The organism is Actinosynnema sp., assembly GCF_052038725.1.
This window is the reverse complement of sequence record NZ_JBQGCX010001524.1, coordinates 1-16097: the sequence shown is the minus strand read 5'-3', so window position 1 is coordinate 16097 and position 16097 is coordinate 1. Positions and strand designations below refer to the sequence as shown.

The window sequence follows — 16097 nt, the reverse complement described above, 5'->3', positions numbered from 1 at the left end:
CACCTGCGGGCGCGCGGCGGCGGCGTGGGCGTCGCGGCGGCGTGCGTGGGGGTCGGGCAGGGCATGGCGATCGCGGTGCGGGTCTGACCGGGTGGTGAACGGCGGGGGGGGGGGGGGGCCGGGGGCCCCCCCCCCGCCGCCGTTCACCACCCGGTCAGACCCGCACCGCGATCGCCATGCCCTGCCCGACCCCCACGCACGCCGCCGCGACGCCCACGCCGCCGCCGCGCGCCCGCAGGTGCCTGCACAGGTCCACCACGACCCTCGGCATCGACGCCCCCAGCGGGTGCCCGTAGGCGATCGCCCCGCCGTGCACGTTCACCTTCTCCCGGTCCACCTCGGGCAGGTGGTGCAGCACCGACAGCGCCATCGCCGCGAACGCCTCGTTGATCTCCCACAGGTCCACGTCCGCACCGCCGATGCCCAGCCGCCCCAGCAGCTTCCGGATCGCCCCCACCGGCGCCAGGGTGAACCGCTGCGGCTCGCCCGCCGTGACCGCCGACCCCAGCACCTCGCCCAGCGGGGTGACCCCCAGCTCGGCGGCCAGCGACTCGGTGCCCAGCAGCACCGCCGCCGCGCCGTCGTTGAGCGGCGAGGAGTTGCCCGCCGTCACCGTGCCGCCGTCGCTGAACGCGGGCTTGAGCTTCGCCAGCTTCTCCGCGCTCGTCTCCGGCCGCACCGACTCGTCCCTGCGCACCGCCGACCCGTCCGGCAGCTGCACCGGGAACGCGAACCCGTCGTGCACGCCCGCGTCCCACGCCGCCGACGCCCGCCGGTGCGAGCGCAGCGCGTACTGGTCCATCCGCTCGCGGGTGATGCCCAGCTCGGCGGCCACCTGCTCCGCGGCCCGTCCCAGCGGGACCGTCCACGCGGACGGCATCCTCGGGTTCACCAGCCGCCAGCCCAGCGCCGTGGACACCGGCTCCAGCCGGTCCGCGAACGGCCGGTCCGGCCTCGGCACCACGAACGGCGCGCGGGTCATGCCCTCCACCCCGCCCGCCACGACCACGTCCGCGTCGCCCATCGCGAGCGCGCGCGAGGCCTGCACGCTCGCCTCGCCGCCGGACGCGCACAGCCGGTTCACCGCCGCGCCCGGCACCGTCGGCGGCAGGCCCGCCAGCAGCGCGGCCATCCGCCCGATGTTCCGGTTCTCCTCACCGGCCCCGTTCGTGTTCCCGTACAGCACGTCGTCGACGCGCGCCGGGTCCAGGTCCGGGTGCCTGCGCAGCAGCTCGGAGATCGGCAGGGCGGCCAGGTCGTCGACCCGGACACCGGAGAGCCCGCCCCGGTAACGGCCGAACGGCGTGCGGGCGGCGTCGAGGATCAGTGGGCGCTGCATGTGACCATCTTGTCACCGAGCGGCGAAGAACGAGGCGAAAGCCGAGGTGGGCCGCGTGGACCCCGAAGTGCCGAACAGCCGCGCCTCCACCATGTGCGGGCCCTCCGAGAGCGGCCCGCCGGGCAGCGCCCCGGTGTTCACCGCCACCCGGTAGGTCCCGGCCACCGCGGGCCCGCCGACCGCCGTTGGCACCGAGGCGATCCGCGTCCCGTCCAGCCACAGCCCGAACCCGGCGAGCCCGGCCAGCCCGTGCTGGGCGGGCGCGCCCACCAGCTCCACCTCGACCACCACCCGGCCGCGCGGCACCGGGGTGCCCGGCGGCAGCGGGCGGCCCGACGCGTCCAGCACCCGCGCGGACGGCCGGGGCAGCGCGCTCTGCGGCGGCCCCGGTTCGGGGTTGGCCGCGACGGGAACCGCCCCGCCCGGCCCCAGCTCCAGCTCGGCGTGCGTCGCGGTGGCGTCGAACCCCAGGTCCAGCCGCACCCCGACCACCCCGTCGGGCGACACCGAGGCCACCCCGGCGGGCACGTCCCCCACCAGCGGGAGGCCGGTGTCCGCCCGGAACGGGGCCCCGTCGACGGCGCGCCGCAGCGGCACCGGCACCCCGGACACCAGGGCCACCAGCGGCTCGTCGCGCTCGCGGGACAGGGCGTGCGACACGGTGAGCCGCAGCTGCCCGGCGGGCGCGCCCACCCCCGACCCGGCCGCACCGCCCTGCGGCGTCACCTCCACCCGCACCGGCCCCACCAGCGGGGGAGCGGCGGACGGCGCGCCGCCCAAGCCTGCCAGCCACACCGGGACCCGCTGCCCGATCGGCCCGGACACCGAGATCAGCGCGGTCGCCTCCCGCCACGCGGGCACCACCGGGCTGGTGGCCACCGGCTCGCCGTCCAGCAGCACCAGCGCCCCGTCCCGGCGCAGCACCAGCTCCCACACGTGCCCGGTGCCTGGCGCGACGCCGTCCAGCGGGCGCAGCTCCCGCGTCCGGTCGCCCTCGGCGGTCAGCACCCGCGCGGTCACCGAGCCCCCGGTGGCCCGCACCAGCAGCCGCAGCGCCCCCGGCGGCAGCTCGGCCCCGGACAGCGCGGCCACCGGGCCGGGCGCCAGCTCCAGCGCCAGCTCGCCGTTCGCGATCGGCGCGCCCGCGCCCACCGCGAACCGCCCCAGCTCCGCCCCGTCCTCGCGCAGCACCAGCGGCGCCCGCGAGCGCAGCACGGCGGGCACGCCCGCGCAGGTGGTGGCCACGACCAGCGCCGCGGCCTCCTCGTCCGAGCCGGCGCCCGCCCGCGCGCAACCGGGCTTGGCGGTGAGCCGCCAGCGCGCCGGATCGGGCGCGGACGCCCCCTCGAACCGGTCCAGCAGGTGGTAGGCGCCCGGCTCGGACACCCCGACCGGCCCCGGCGCGCCGGAGACCGACGCGGGCGCGGACCGCTGGCCGAACCCGTCCACCGCGCGCACCTCGACCCGCTGCTCCCGCCCGTCGGGCAGCCGCAGCTCCACCGGCGACCCGGTCACCAGCCGGGTGCGCGACACGTCGCCGAGGCCCCAGCGCACCTCGTAGCCGGGCGCCCCGCCGGTCCAGGCCACGACCAGGCTGCCCGGCCCCGGCGCGGCCTCCAACCCCTCGGGCGCGTCCGGGACCGAGCCGGGGGAGGGCGCGAGCACCCCGTCCGAGGCGAACGCCGTCAGCGAGGTCGGCGGCGGTGGTTGCGCGGTGATCCCGGCGTCCGCCGGACCGGGGGCGCCGCCCCCGCGCAGCACGACGACCACACCCGCGAACAGCACCGCGCCCGCGGCGAAGAACCCGATCCTGCGACGGTCCACGGCCCCACGCTAGGGGTGGGGGTGAGCCAGGTCACTCGCCCGTTGCGCGGTCGAGACCTAGCGGGGCGGCAGCGACTGGGTGACTTCGGCCTCCCGCACCGGAGTGGCGGAGTCCAGCCGCTCCGGCTCCACCTCGACCCGCACCCGGTGCGCGCCGGGCTCCACCCCGGACACCTCGAACTCGTGCACCCCGCCGAGCGAGCCGCCCAGCGGCACCACCGCGAGCCGCTCGCCGTCCAGGTCCACCCGCAGCTCCCGCAGCGGCAGCAGCTCGCGCGCCTGCGGGTCCAGCAGCGACACCACCAGGCGCACCCGGTCGCCGTCGCGGGCGAACCGCGTCCGCACCGGCGGCGCCGCGGGGAAGGGCGGCGACCAGGAGTCCAGGACCGGCGTCCCGACCTCCCCGCCGGTCACCACCAGGTGCCCGGCGACCCCGGCGTCCACGGCCCCGGTCCGCAGCTCGACCGAGCCGGTGCCCGGCGGCAGGTCGGCCACGGCCAGCGCGGCCCCGCCCCCCATGCCCACCTCGAACCCCCGGTTGACCAGCACGTCGGCCCGCACCTCCCGGCCGCCCCCGACCACCAGCAGCTCGCGCAACCCCTCCTCGGCGAAGCCCGCGAACCTGGTGGAGGTGACGCCGGACAGGTCCGCGTCGGTCGACAGCCGGGTCGCGCCCGTCGTCGCGTCCACCCCGTCCAACCGCAGCGGGATCACCCGCTCCGGTGACAGCTCGGCGGGCGCGCCCGCGCTGCCGAAGGCGGTCAGCTCCACCCGGCTGTCCTGGCGCAGCACCAACCGGGGCCAGAACCGACCCGACAGGGTGATCCCGCCCAGCTCGGCCACGACCTCGCCGTCCCGCAGCGCCACCACCGACGACTCGCGCACCAGCACCTCCCAGCGGTGCCGCACCCCGGTCGAGAACGGCGCCGCCCGCTGCGAGACGGTCTGCAGGCCACCGGCCGCGCGCAGCACCGCGCTCCCGTCCCGCACGGTCATGACCACCGAGCCGGACGGCCACCGCTCGACGTCCAGCGGCCCCAGGTCCCGCCAGCGGTCGGGCACCAGCACGAGCGACAGCGCGCCGTCGCCCACCGGGCCCGCCGCCTCCAGCGCGACCCGGCCGCGCAGCCCGTCCTCCGGCCGCTCGCGCAGCACCAGCGGCGTGTTCGACTGGAGGTCCGCGGTGCGGCAGGCGGCCAGCAACCGCCCCGAGCCGCCCCGCACGCACTCGCCGGTGTGCTGCGGCACCGGGTCGCGCAGCACCCGCCACAGGTCGGGGCGCACCGACTCGGGCCCGTCGAACGCCCGCAGCGGCACGCCGGGCAGGTCCACCGGGCTCGCGGCGCCCACGCCGGGGGTGACCGCCACCTCGGCGGCGGCCGACCGGGCGCCCCGCGCGCCGACCGCCCGCACCTCCACCCGCGCCGGCGCGTCCGGGGCGAGACCGGTCAGCTCCACCTCGGGGCCGGGCACGTGCCGCACCCGGTCGCCCCACCGCACCTCGTAGCCCGCGGGCGCCCGCTCGGCGGGCACGTTCCACGACACCCGCGCGCTGGAGGCGTCCAGGGCCGCGGCCCGCAGGCCCGAGGGCGGCGGCGGAGTGGCGGACGAGGTCAGGTACCGGGCGCGCCCGGCCAGCTCCGGCTCGCCGACCGGCGCGGACAGCTCGCGCATCACCACCACGGCGCCGACCAGCAGCACCGCCGCCCCGGCTAACGCCGCGCCCCGCCGCACGTCAGAAGGTCCTCGCCAGCGCGGTCGTCCCGTCCAGCGCCACCACGCGCCCACCGCGCGCGCCCACCGCCCGCAGCGCCTCGCGGGCGTCCCGCGCGGCCAGGTCCACGGTCACCTCGGCGCCCTCGGCCGCGCGCAGCGCGTCCAGCCGCCCGCGCGCCGCGTGCCCGGCGTCGATCGTCTTCGCCAGCCCGCCCGTGGACGCCAGCGACCCGCGCGCCGCGCCCAACCGGCCCAGCGCGTCGTCCACCGCGCCCAGCAGCGCGTTCCGGTTGCCCTCGCACATCGCGCGCACCAGGTCGGGGTCGCTGCCCGCCACCCGCGTCGCGTCGCCGAACGACCCGGCGGCCAGCGCCAGCGCCAGCGGCCCGCCCTCCGCGCCCACGCTGGCCAGCACCGCCGCCAGCACGTGCGGCAGGTGCGACACCCGCGCCACCGCGACGTCGTGCTCGTCCGCGTCGGTCGGCACCACGTGCGCGCCCACCGCCAGCGCCAGCCGCACCACGTCGCCCAGCACGTCCAGGTCGCACCCGTCCTCGGCGGCCACCACCCACGCCGCGCCCCGGAACAGCGCCACGTCGCTCGCCGCCCAGCCCGACGCGGAGGTGCCCGCCATCGGGTGCCCGCCCACGTACCGGGCGGACGGCGCGCAGCGGCGCACCAGGTCGGCCACCGGGCCCTTCACGCTCACCACGTCGGTCAGCCGCACCCCGGCGGGCAGCATCCGCAGCACCCGCTCCACGGCGGGCAGCGGCACCGCCAGCACCACCAGGGCGTCCGAGCGCTGGGCGCGGGCCAGCGCCTCGGCCAGGTCGACCACGTCGAACCCGTCGGCGCGCGCCGTCCCGGCGTCCTCCTCGGACGCCGTGGCGCCCCAGGCGGTCCACCCGGCGGCCACCGCCGCCCGCAGCACCGAACCGCCGATCAACCCCAACCCGACCACGCACAGCTCACGCACGGGCACCATCCTGCCCGCACACGGTCGGTGACGACGAGCGCCGGTGCCGCCCCGCGCCAGGCCCCCGGCGCGGCGCGGGGCGGCCAACCCCGCGCCGCGCCCCGCGTCACCGCAGGGCGTCCAGCGCGAACGCGCTGTAGACCACCACCCCGTGCTCCAGCGCGGCCTCGTCGAACAGGGCCCGGCCCGAGTGGTTCGGCTCGGCGCGCGCCAGGTCCACCCCGCGCGGGCAGGCCCCCAGGAACGCCATGGCGCCCGGCACCTCGCGCAGCACGTAGGAGAAGTCCTCGGCGCCCATCAGCGGGTCCTCGGCCTCGGCGGCCCAGCGCGGGCCCAGCACAGCCGACACTAGCTCCAGCAGCTGCGGCGCGACCTCGGCGTCGTTGACCGTGACCGGGTAGCCGGGCGTCACCTCCACCTCGGCGGCGCAGCCGTGGGCGGCGGCGACGTGCTCGCACACCGCCACCAGCTCCCGGTGGACCAGCGCGCGGGTCTCCTCGGACAGGGTGCGGATCGTGCCCTCCAGCAGGGCGGTCTCCGGGATGACGTTGTTCGTGGTGCCCGCCTCGATCCGGCCCACCGTCACCACCGCGGGCCGGTGCACGCTGACCCGCCTGGCCACCACGGTCTGGAGCGCGCCCACCATCGCCGCCGCCGCGGGCACCGGGTCGAGCGCGTCGTGCGGCATCCCGCCGTGCCCGCCGCGCCCGCGCACGAGCACCCGGAAGGTGTCCGCCGACGCCATCATCGGCCCCGGCCGGGTCAGCACCACGCCGGAGGTGACCGTCGCCGACACGTGCAGCGCCAGCGCCTTCACCGGCCGCGCCCCCGCCGCGTCGAGCAGGCCCTCCTCCAGCATGAACCGGGCCCCGTGGTGGCCCTCCTCGCCGGGCTGGAACATGAACAGGACCTGGCCCGCCAGCGCGTCCCGCCTGCCCGACAGCAGCCGGGCGGCCGAGGCGAGCATCGCCACGTGCGCGTCGTGCCCGCACGCGTGCATGGCGCCCGGCACCTCCGACGCGTAGTCCAGCCCGGTCTCCTCCCGCACGGGCAGCGCGTCCATGTCCCCGCGCAGCAGCACCGTCGGCCCCGGCCGCTCCCCGCGCAGCACCGCCACCACCGAGGACGACGTCGTGCCGGTGGTGATCTCCAGCGGCAGGCCCTCCAGCGCGTGCAGCACCGCCGCCTGCGTCCTCGGCAGGTCCAGCCCCTGCTCGGGGTGCCGGTGCACCTGCCTGCGCAGCGCCACGGTCCGCGGCTGGAGCGCGCGGGCCTCCTCGATCAGGCCGGTGAAGCGCGGGTCCTCGGCGGGCTGGGACGGGTCGGGCGCGGGTGTGCTCATCCCCCGATAGTGGCAGTCCGGGGCGTTCCGCGCGGGGGCTGTGCTACCGGGTGGGGGCCGGTGGCCCTACGGTGTGCACATGCCTGAGCAGGAGCCGCCGGTGCACGGCTTCGCGGTCGCGGTCGTCCGGGAGGACAACCGCTGGCGGTGCAGCACCCTGGACGGCGACGCGCTGTCGGAGTTGGACGCGGCGATCACCCAGTTGCGGGGGCTGCGCTCCACGGGCGCGGTGTTCGGGCTCCTGGCGGTGGACGACGAGTTCTTCATCGTGCTGCGCCCGGTGCCGGGCGGGGTGTCGCTGCTGCTGTCCGACGCGGCGGCGGCCCTGGACTACGACATCGCCGCCGACGTGCTGGACCTGCTGCGCGTCGACCCTCCCGACGAGGAGGACGAGGAGCTGTGGCCCGAGGGCGACCTCGCGGTCCTGGCGGACCTGGGGATGCCGGAGCACGAGCTGCAGGTGATCGTCGACGAGGTCGACCTGTACCCGGACGAGCAGCTGCAGATGATCGCCCAGCGGATCGGCTTCGGCGAGGAGTTCACCCGCCTGCTGGACACCCTCCAGGCGTGATCACCGCGCCGTACGACGCGATGGTCGGCGCCGCCCTCGAGGCGGCGGCGGGCGCGGGCGAGGACATCCCGATCGGCGCGGCGGTCTTCGGCCCGGACGGCGCGGAGCTGGCGCGGGCCTGCAACGCGCGCGAACGCCTCGGCGACCCGACCGCGCACGCCGAGGTCCTGGCCCTGCGCGCGGCGGCGGCGGTCCTCGGCGACGGCTGGCGACTGGTCGGCTGCACCCTGGCGGTGACGGTCGAGCCGTGCGCGATGTGCGCGGGCGCCCTGGTGCTGGCGCGGGTGGACCGCGTGGTGTTCGGCGCGTGGGAGCCGAAGACGGGCGCGGTGGGCTCGCTGTGGGACGTGGTCCGCGACCGCAGGCTCAACCACCGGGCCGAGGTGGTCGGCGGGGTGCGCGAGGCCGAGTGCGCGGCGCTGGTGCGGGACTTCTTCGCAGGTCGGGACACGTCCGAGCGGTGGCCGGAGAGCGGCTGATCGTGTTAGGGGCACCCCCCTCGCGGGGCGGTTCGGGGGTCTTGTATTGTTCTTAGCGGTGGCGTGTCCGAGCGGCCGAAGGAGCACGCCTCGAAAGCGTGTGAGGTGAAAGCCTCCGTGGGTTCAAATCCCACCGCCACCGCCAGCCAGAGCGCCGGTCCCGAAGCGGGACCGGCGTTCTGCTTTTCCGGGGTCACCGCGTGCGCGCCGTGCCCCGAAGAGATCAGCGGGCGTTCGGCGAACGGGGTATCCACCAGGTCCGGGCGCATCAACTCCGCTTCGCCCGAGAACCGCGGAACCCCTGCTCACCGCAGCTTCCCCGCCCGCGCCGCCATCAACGGTCACCCGCCCCGCCCGCCCCGAGGTGGAAAGCTGTCCCCACCCCCGTTCGCCGATCGCGCACCGGCAGTGGCTCACCCGGAGCGGGGAGCCCGAACGTGGGATGTGGGTGTGGGTGGCACTGAGGATCCCGGTGCTGCCACGGGAGATCGGGCTCGGCCCTGCGGACGGGCGACCGCCCTGCACTGGCGCGCCAGCCGGTGCCTGGGAGGGGACCACCGGCTAGCGCCCGAGGCAGATCCTAGCACGTCCTCGAACACACGTTCGAGTGATTCCTCTGCCGTCAACCGTTAGTCACGGTGTCTTCCCACGTTCACCCGTTACGGGGAGGATCTGCGGACCCGCCAATTCACGGAGGACCCGTTGAGAACAACCCCGCTCCGCGCCGGTTTAGCCGCCGCAGCCGCCACGGTCGTGTCGATCGCGTCCGCGACACCCGCCACCGCGGCTCCCAGCCAGGACGCGCTCATCGCCGAGGTCTACGGCGGCGGCGGGAACTCCGGCGCGGTGCTGACCCAGGACTTCGTCGAGCTGGCCAACCGCGCCTCCGCGCCGGTCGCCGTCGACGGCTGGAGCGTGCAGTACCTCCCGGCCTCCGCCAGCGCCGCCAGCCAGTGGCAGGTCACCCCGCTCGCCGGCTCGATCGCGCCGAACGCCCGCTACCTCGTCGCCCAGGCCAAGGGCGCCGGCGGCACCACGGCGCTGCCCACCCCCGACGCCACCGGCACGATCGCGATGGCGGCGGGCGCGGGCACGGTCGCGCTGGTCTCCGGCGCCCAGCCGCTGACCTGCAAGACCGCCGCCGACTGCGCCGCCGACCCCAGGGTCAAGGACCTCGTCGGCTACGGCGCCACCGCGGTCGTCCGCGAGGGCAGCCCCACGGCCACCCTCACCAGCACCACCTCCGCCGCCCGCCCGCAGCTGGTCGACAGCGACGACAACGCGGCGGACTTCACCACCGGCGCCCCCACCCCGGTCAACACCCGCGGCGAGGGCGCGGGCCAGAACCCGGACCCGGACCCCGATCCCGACCCGGACCCGCAGCCCGGTGACAAGCGCGTCCGCGACATCCAGGGCGCCACCCGGATCTCGCCGCTGCTGGGCCAGAAGGTCACCGGCGTCCCCGGCGTGGTCACCGCGACCCGCGCCACCGGCGACCGGGGCTACTGGATCCAGGACACCCAGCCCGACGGCGACCCCCGCACCAGCGAGGGCGTCTTCGTCTACACCGGCGACGCGGCCCCGACCGTGCAGCCCGGCGACTCCGTCCTGGTCAGCGGCACCATCGCCGAGTACCGCCCCGGCGGCGCCGAGGCGAGCAACTCCAACCAGACGCTCACCGAGATCACCGCCCCGACCACGTCGGTGCTCTCCAGCGGCAACCCGCTGCCCGCGCCGGAGGAGCTCGCGCCCCCGGCCGGCTACCTGCCGACCGCCTCGGGCGGCAGCATCGAGCAGCTCCCGCTGGAGCCCGACAGGTACGCCCTGGACTACTTCGAGTCCCGCGAGGGGATGCTCGTCGAGGTCGTCGACGCCCGCGTCACCGGCCCGACCAACAACTTCGGCGAGACCTGGATCACCACCCGGCCCCAGGACAACCCGACCGCCCGCGGCGGCACGATCTACCTCGGCTACGACCAGCCCAACCCCGGCCGCCTCAAGGCCAAGGCGGGCAGCGCGACCCCGCCGGTGAGCGACGTCGGCGACGTCTGGAGCGGCTCCACCGTCGGCAACCTGGAGTACACCAACTACGGCGGCTACACCCTGGCCACCAAGTCGGTGGGCGCGCACGCGCCGGGCGGCACGAAGCCCGAGGTGTCCGACGCGACCGGCAGGCACGAGCTGTCGGTGGCGACGTACAACGTCGAGAACCTGGCCGCCACCAACGACCAGGCCAAGTTCGACCGGCTCGCCGCCGCGGTCGTGGCGAACCTGCGCAGCCCGGACGTGGTGGTGCTGGAGGAGATCCAGGACGACAACGGCACGACCAACGACGGCACGGTCACCGCGGGCGTGACCTACCAGCGGTTCACCGACGCGATCGTCGCCAAGGGCGGCCCGCGCTACCAGTGGCGGCAGATCGACCCGGTGAACAACGCCGACGGCGGCGCCCCCGGCGGCAACATCCGCGTCGGGTTCCTGTTCAACCCCGGCCGGGTGTCCTTCGTGGACCGCGCGGGCGGCGACGCCACCACGCCGGTCTCGGTGGTGAGGAGCAGGGGCCGCGCCGCGCTGTCGGTGTCGCCCGGCCGGATCGAGCCCGCGAACGAGGCGTGGGACGCGAGCCGCAAGCCGCTGGTCGGGGAGTTCACCTTCCTGGGCCGCACGGTGTTCGTGGTCGCCAACCACTTCAACTCCAAGGGCGGCGACCAGGCCATGCACGGCCGCTACCAGGAGCCGGTCCGCTCGTCCGAGGAGCAGCGCCTCAAGCAGGCGGCCCTGCTCAAGGGCTTCGTGGACGGGGTGAAGGCGGTCGACCGGGGCGCGAACGTGGTGCTCGCGGGCGACCTGAACGACTACCAGTTCTCCCCCGTGGTCAGGAAGCTCACCGAGGGCGGCCAGGTGGTCGACCTGATGTCCACGCTGCCCGCGAACGAGCGGTACAGCTACGTGTACGAGGGCAACTCGCAGACCCTCGACCACATCCTGCTCAGCTCCAACGTCAAGCGGTACCGGTACGACGTGGTGCGGATCAACGCCGAGTTCGCCGACCAGGCCAGCGACCACGACCCGCAGGTCGTGAAGATCAGGCCGAGCACCGGCAACCAGCTGCTCGACCACCTCGTGTTCGGGCTGGAGGACCTCGCGGACCTGTTCCACCGCCCCTGACGGGGTGAGCGGCCGAGGGCCCGGTGGCACGTCGCCGCCGGGCCCTCGGCCGTGCTCGGGGTCCTACTCGACCACGGCGGTGGCCTCGATCTCGATCAGCAGGTCCGGCTCGGCCAGCGCGGCGACGCCGATCAGCGTCACGGGCGCGAGCGAACCGCCGCCCAGCCGCGCGAACGCCCGGTTGATGCCCTCCATCAGCACGGGCATCAGGTCGAGCCGCCAGTCGACGACGTAGATCGTCAGCTTGGCGAGGTCGTCCAGCGCCGCGCCCGCGGCGGCGAGCGCGGCGCCGACGTTGAGGTAGGCCTGCTCGGCCTGCGCGGCCAGGTCGCCCTCGCCGATCCGGTTGCCCTCGCCGTCGCGCGCCACCTGCCCGGCGACGAACACCAGCTTCGACCCGGTGCCGATCGACACCTGCCGGTAGACCTCGACCTGCGGCAGCCCGTCCGGGTTCACCAGCGTGATCGCCATGCTTCTCGACTCCTCGTAGCGCGGGGCCCGACCCCGTCCGGGGCAGGCGCACCCCACACTACATAACAAAGCTATGCTATGTATCTTGGTGCCCATGGCGAGGCAGAAGGACCCGGCGGTCCGCACCCTCCTCGTGGAGCGCGCCGCGCACATGCTGCGCGTCCGCGAGCCGATCACGCTCCGCTCGCTCGTCGCGGGCACCGGGGTGTCCACGATGGCCGTCTACACCCACTTCGGGAACATGGACGGGATGTGGATGGCGGTGCGCCAGGAGGGCTTCACCCGGCTCGCCCGCAGGTTCGCCGAGGTCCCGGTGACCACCGACCCGGTCGCCGACCTGACCGCCCTCGTCGCCGCGTACCTCGGCAACGCGCTGGAGCACCCCGACCTGTACCGGGTCATGTTCGACGCGAACTTCGACCTGGAGGACCTGAAGGCCGCCGACGCCACGCTGGAGCACATGGTCCAGGCGGCCCTGCGCGCCCAGGCCGCGGGCCGCTTCCGCGCGGAGGCCACGCCGCTGGACCTGGCGACCCAGAGCTGGGCGGTCGGCCACGGCGTGGTGTCGCTGGTGGCGAACGGCCCGCTGCCCCGCGAGACCCTCGCGCACTGCCCGCTGCTGCTGGAGGCCCTGTTCGCGCGCGTCGGCGACGAGCCGGGCCGCTGCGCGGACTCGGTGGCGCGCGGCTGGGACCCGGCACTGGCCGGATAGCCGCAGCTCACGGCGGCCCCCGACAACGCCAGAGGCCCGGCACCACGTGGGTGCCGGGCCTCTGATCTGCGGAGGATACGGGATTTGAACCCGTGAGGGGGTTAACCCAACACGATTTCCAGTCGTGCGCACTAGGCCACTATGCGAATCCTCCGTCGATGAGCCTACCGGAGGAGGGAGTCGCCGACCAAAACGGCTGGTCATCCCGCCCGTTCGCGGAAGTCTGGCGCGTTCGGGCGGTCGTCCCGAAAGGACGGTGCGCGCGCCCGCCCGGAGCTACGCTCGAACGCCGCGCACGACACGGGGGGAAACGTGAACCAACCGCACCAGGGGTGGAACCGGCAACCGGGCTACGGGCCACCGCCCGGCCACGCACCGCAGGGCCCGCCCGGCTACCCGCCGCAGGGCCCGCCCGGCTACCCGCCGCAGGCGCCGCCCGGCTACCCGCCGCCCGGCTACCCGCCGCAGGGCCCGCCCGGTCACCCGCCCACCGGCCACCACCCCGGCTACCCGCCGCACCCCGCCCAGCGCCAAGGCCCCAGCGGGCTCGTGGTGCTGCACCGGATCGCGTGCCTGGCGGCCGGCGTGTGCACGTTCCTCTCGGCGGCACTCCTGCTGGTCCTCGACCTCACCGCCTCGCTCGACTTCCGCGAGCTGCGCTCGGTGGCGGCCTGGGGCTACCTCTACCCCGGTTTCCCGCTCCCCTCGCACGCCGCCTACCTGACCGTCCTCCTCGTCCAGGCGCTCCTGGCCGTCGCCGTGGTGGTGCTCGGCTTCCTCCGGCGCCCGTTCGCGCACTGGCTGGTCCTGGCGGTCGCGGGGGTCTTCCTGGTCAGCCACCTCGCCAGGCTGTCCCTGCTCCTCGGCGCGCCCCGCCTGCCGAACGACCTGTGGGGACCCCTCGTCGTCCTGCTCCTGTGGGCCGTCTTGGCGGTCCTGGCCGCCCTGCCCGCCACCGGCCGGTTCCCGCCGAGGCGCTGAGACCCGGAAACCACCCAGGGCGCCCGGGGGAGTCCCCGGCGCCCTCGGTGGTCCGAGAACCCGAACCGGTCGAACCCCTGATCAGAGCGTGAAGCGCCCGACCAGGTCGGTCAGCTGGCGGGCGGTGCCGCTCAGCTCCTCGGCCGCGTCCGCCGACATCCGCACGGCGTCCCTGGTGCTCTCGACGGTCGAGCTCACCTGGTTCAGCCGCACCGCGATCTGCGAGCTGTGGTCCGACGCCAGGCTGATGCTGCGGTTGACCTCGTCGGTGGTGGCGGACTGCTCCTCCACCGCCGCCGCGATCGCCGACTGCGACTCGTTCACGCTGTCGATCGCCGTGGTGATCGCCGCGATCGACTCGATCGCCCTGGTCGTGCCCGAGTTGATCGCCTCGACCCGGCGCGACACGTCCTCGGTGGCCCGCGCGGTCTCCTGCGCCAGGTCCTTGACCTCGCCCGCGACGACCGCGAAGCCCTTGCCCGCGTCACCGGCCCGCGCCGCCTCGATGGTGGCGTTCAGCGCCAGCAGGTTGGTCTGCTCGGCGATGCTGCTGATCGTCCGCACCACGTCGGTGATCTCGGCGCTCGCCGCGCTCAGCTCGGCGATGACGTCCGACGCCTGGCGGGTGCGCTCGACGCTGTCGTGCGCGGTCGCCGCGGCGGCCTGGGTGTTGCGGGAGATCTCGGCGATCGCGGAGCCCATCTCGGTCGAGCTGTGCGCCACGGTCTGCACGTTCCTGGTCACCTCGGCGGCGGCCTCGGCGGCGTTGCTGGTCTGCTCCGCCGCGCTCGACGCCGAGTCGGACAGCTTCGCGCCGGTCGACGACACGTTCCGCGAGGTCTCCTCGACCCGCCTGGACGCCTCGGAGATGCCGGACATCAGCTCGCGCAGCTCGCCGACGGCGGTGTTGAGCGCGGTGCCCATCTCGCCGATCTCGTCGTTCCCGCCGACCTTCGCCTGGACGGTCAGGTCGCGCTCGGACAGCGCGGTCAGCGCGCCGGTCAGGCCGCGCAGGCGGGCCGTCATGCGGCGCGCCCAGATCAGCGACACCAGCGCGGCGGCGGCGGCGATCAGCACGGCCGCGACCACGAACGCCCACAGCATCGCGCTGCGGCCCTGCTCGACCTCCTCGATCGCGCCCTCCGAGTCGGGGCCGTACGAGGAGACCGCGATGGCCCACTGGTACGGGCCGTAGTAGACGACGTTGGTCGGCGAGGCCGCGGCGGGCTCGCCGTCGAGGCCGGGCAGCTGGTAGACCGCGTTGAAGACCTGGCCCTCGCCCAGCGAGGTGGCCTTGGAGACGATCTCGTCCACGTACTTGACGCCGTTCGCGTCGGTGGCGTCCGCGTTCGTCGTGCCGACGTCCTTGCCGCCGGTGGAGGCGATGATCCGGCCCTTGTCGGCGGCCGAGGTGCTGTAGACGGTCACCCGGCCGTTGGCGCCCACGGTGGTGTCCGAGATGGCCTGGGACAGCTGGGCGATCGCCTTGTCCTGCGGGATGCCCACGTACAGCGCGCCGATGACGTCGCCGTTCGCGTTCTTGATCGGGTCGTAGGCCGCGATGTACCAGGTGTCGACGACCTTGGCCACGCCCCGGTACGAGGTGCCCGAGTTGATCGCCTTGGCGACCGCGTTCGGCGTCCCGTCCTGCGCGGTGACGGGGATGTAGGTGCCGATGGCGCGCTCGCCCGCCTTGTTCGGCACGTTGGTGGCCACGCGCAGCAGGTCGCCCTTGTCGTCCATCTTCTGGAAGACGGTGACGGTCGCGCCGACCATCGAGCGGATGTCGTCGACCAGCGGCGTCGGGGTCGACTGGTCGCGGTTCTGGCCCAGCCAGGTCCCGGAGACCTCGGCCCTGGGCAGGGTGATGTCGGTGGCCTCCTGCGTGAGCTGGTTGACGGCCTTCCACGAGGTGGTGGAGGAGCCGTCGAGGCGCAGACCGCCGCGCTGCGCCAGCTCGGCGTTCGCGACGTTCATGCTGCTGTTGACGCTCTCCTGGATGGCCTCGCCCGCGGTGCGGGTCAGGGTGCTCACCCCGGAGGTGACGTGGTCGGTGTCGGTCTGGATCAGCTCGGCTACGTTGCCCGCAGCTGCGGTGCTGAACTTGTCGCTCTGCCAGGCACCGACCACCACGAGAACACCGGCGGTGGCGATGACCGTGCCGATGCTCAACGCCAGCAACCGGTGACCGAGCCCCAGGTTGAGCGTGGTCACACGTGTGCGCTTCATGTTTCGTGAATCGGCAGAAAAAGGGTGCTGCTGAGCCAAAAAGCACCGGGGGCGCCACCCGAAGAGGTGACACCCCCGGTGCCGGGAGCGGTCGTGCGGGAGCGCGCGGGGCGCCCCGGCGGCCGGTGCGGGTCAGTAGCGGAAGCGATCCACCACGGCCTCCAGGTCGCCCGCCACGGCGACCAGCTCGCCGATGGTCTCGGTGGTCGTGCGCGCCCCGTCCGAGGTCGCGGCGGCCGAGCCCGCGACGCCGGTGATGTTGCCGGTGATCTCGGTGGTGCGGCCCGAC

Annotated in this window: 12 protein-coding genes and 2 tRNA genes; 6 read left to right on the top strand and 8 right to left on the bottom strand. The window is 75.4% G+C overall.

What is annotated here, in order from left to right:
* Positions 1 to 154: 154 nt before the first annotated feature.
* The 5 genes from ACTUAL_RS32100 to ACTUAL_RS32080 all read right to left on the bottom strand — a co-directional run bounded on the left by ACTUAL_RS32100 (position 155) and on the right by ACTUAL_RS32080 (position 7197).
* Complete coding sequence (locus tag ACTUAL_RS32100; RefSeq protein WP_440902856.1) at positions 155 to 1339, bottom strand: thiolase family protein; 1185 nt, start codon at positions 1337 to 1339, stop codon at positions 155 to 157.
* 12 nt (positions 1340 to 1351) lie between these two features.
* Entirely contained in the window at positions 1352 to 3163 is a 1812-nt protein-coding gene (locus ACTUAL_RS32095) for a hypothetical protein (protein ID WP_440902855.1), read from the bottom strand.
* Positions 3164 to 3220: 57 nt separating this feature from the next.
* Positions 3221 to 4897 carry a fibronectin type III domain-containing protein gene (locus tag ACTUAL_RS32090; protein WP_440902854.1) on the bottom strand — a complete coding sequence of 559 codons (1677 nt, stop codon included), beginning with the start codon at positions 4895 to 4897 and terminating at the stop codon, positions 3221 to 3223.
* Between the two features lies 1 nt (position 4898).
* Positions 4899 to 5855 carry a prephenate dehydrogenase gene (locus tag ACTUAL_RS32085; protein WP_440902853.1) on the bottom strand — a complete coding sequence of 319 codons (957 nt, stop codon included), beginning with the start codon at positions 5853 to 5855 and terminating at the stop codon, positions 4899 to 4901.
* A gap of 106 nt (positions 5856 to 5961) precedes the next feature.
* Complete coding sequence (locus tag ACTUAL_RS32080; protein ID WP_096491061.1) at positions 5962 to 7197, bottom strand: M20 metallopeptidase family protein; 1236 nt, start codon at positions 7195 to 7197, stop codon at positions 5962 to 5964.
* A 79-nt stretch (positions 7198 to 7276) separates the two neighbouring features.
* Here ACTUAL_RS32080 and ACTUAL_RS32075 point away from each other — a divergent pair, with 79 nt between their 5' ends.
* The 4 genes from ACTUAL_RS32075 (at position 7277) to ACTUAL_RS32060 (ending at position 11415) form a co-directional block, all read left to right on the top strand.
* Complete coding sequence (locus ACTUAL_RS32075) at positions 7277 to 7768, top strand: tRNA adenosine deaminase-associated protein (RefSeq protein ID WP_096491062.1); 492 nt, start codon at positions 7277 to 7279, stop codon at positions 7766 to 7768.
* Between the two features lie 20 nt (positions 7769 to 7788).
* Positions 7789 to 8247, top strand: coding sequence for a nucleoside deaminase (locus tag ACTUAL_RS32070; protein ID WP_440902857.1), 459 nt, complete (start codon positions 7789 to 7791; stop codon positions 8245 to 8247).
* Between the two features lie 57 nt (positions 8248 to 8304).
* Positions 8305 to 8392 (top strand) — tRNA-Ser (locus ACTUAL_RS32065).
* 557 nt (positions 8393 to 8949) lie between these two features.
* Positions 8950 to 11415, top strand: a complete 2466-nt coding sequence (locus ACTUAL_RS32060) for an endonuclease/exonuclease/phosphatase family protein (protein WP_440902852.1) — start codon at positions 8950 to 8952, stop codon at positions 11413 to 11415.
* 63 nt (positions 11416 to 11478) lie between these two features.
* Here ACTUAL_RS32060 and ACTUAL_RS32055 read toward each other — a convergent pair whose 3' ends face one another.
* Positions 11479 to 11886 (bottom strand): RidA family protein, encoded by a 408-nt coding sequence (locus ACTUAL_RS32055; RefSeq protein ID WP_096491064.1) that lies wholly within the window; start codon positions 11884 to 11886, stop codon positions 11479 to 11481.
* A 94-nt stretch (positions 11887 to 11980) separates the two neighbouring features.
* Here ACTUAL_RS32055 and ACTUAL_RS32050 point away from each other — a divergent pair, with 94 nt between their 5' ends.
* Positions 11981 to 12598 (top strand): TetR/AcrR family transcriptional regulator, encoded by a 618-nt coding sequence (locus ACTUAL_RS32050; RefSeq protein ID WP_096491065.1) that lies wholly within the window; start codon positions 11981 to 11983, stop codon positions 12596 to 12598.
* A gap of 69 nt (positions 12599 to 12667) precedes the next feature.
* Here the strand turns inward: ACTUAL_RS32050 and ACTUAL_RS32045 are convergent.
* Positions 12668 to 12752: transfer RNA gene (locus tag ACTUAL_RS32045), tRNA-Ser, on the bottom strand.
* A gap of 158 nt (positions 12753 to 12910) precedes the next feature.
* Here ACTUAL_RS32045 and ACTUAL_RS32040 point away from each other — a divergent pair.
* Positions 12911 to 13579 carry a hypothetical protein gene (locus ACTUAL_RS32040; RefSeq protein WP_440902851.1) on the top strand — a complete coding sequence of 223 codons (669 nt, stop codon included), beginning with the start codon at positions 12911 to 12913 and terminating at the stop codon, positions 13577 to 13579.
* An 81-nt stretch (positions 13580 to 13660) separates the two neighbouring features.
* Here the strand turns inward: ACTUAL_RS32040 and ACTUAL_RS32035 are convergent, their stop codons facing one another.
* A complete protein-coding gene (locus tag ACTUAL_RS32035; RefSeq protein ID WP_440902850.1) occupies positions 13661 to 15808 on the bottom strand; it encodes a Cache 3/Cache 2 fusion domain-containing protein in 2148 nt (715 codons plus the stop codon).
* Positions 15809 to 16097: the final 289 nt, after the last annotated feature.

Bases quoted from the DNA above. Each gene is read 5' to 3' on its own strand.
- ACTUAL_RS32100 (WP_440902856.1), bottom strand. From the start codon at position 1,339: ATGCAGCGCCCACTGATCCTCGACGCCGCCCGCACGCCGTTCGGCCGT.
- ACTUAL_RS32035 (WP_440902850.1), bottom strand. From the start codon at position 15,808: ATGAAGCGCACACGTGTGACCACGCTCAACCTGGGGCTCGGTCACCGG.
- ACTUAL_RS32050 (WP_096491065.1), top strand. From the start codon at position 11,981: ATGGCGAGGCAGAAGGACCCGGCGGTCCGCACCCTCCTCGTGGAGCGC.
- ACTUAL_RS32070 (WP_440902857.1), top strand. From the start codon at position 7,789: ATGGTCGGCGCCGCCCTCGAGGCGGCGGCGGGCGCGGGCGAGGACATC.
- ACTUAL_RS32055 (WP_096491064.1), bottom strand. From the start codon at position 11,886: ATGGCGATCACGCTGGTGAACCCGGACGGGCTGCCGCAGGTCGAGGTC.
- ACTUAL_RS32080 (WP_096491061.1), bottom strand. From the start codon at position 7,197: ATGAGCACACCCGCGCCCGACCCGTCCCAGCCCGCCGAGGACCCGCGC.
- ACTUAL_RS32075 (WP_096491062.1), top strand. From the start codon at position 7,277: ATGCCTGAGCAGGAGCCGCCGGTGCACGGCTTCGCGGTCGCGGTCGTC.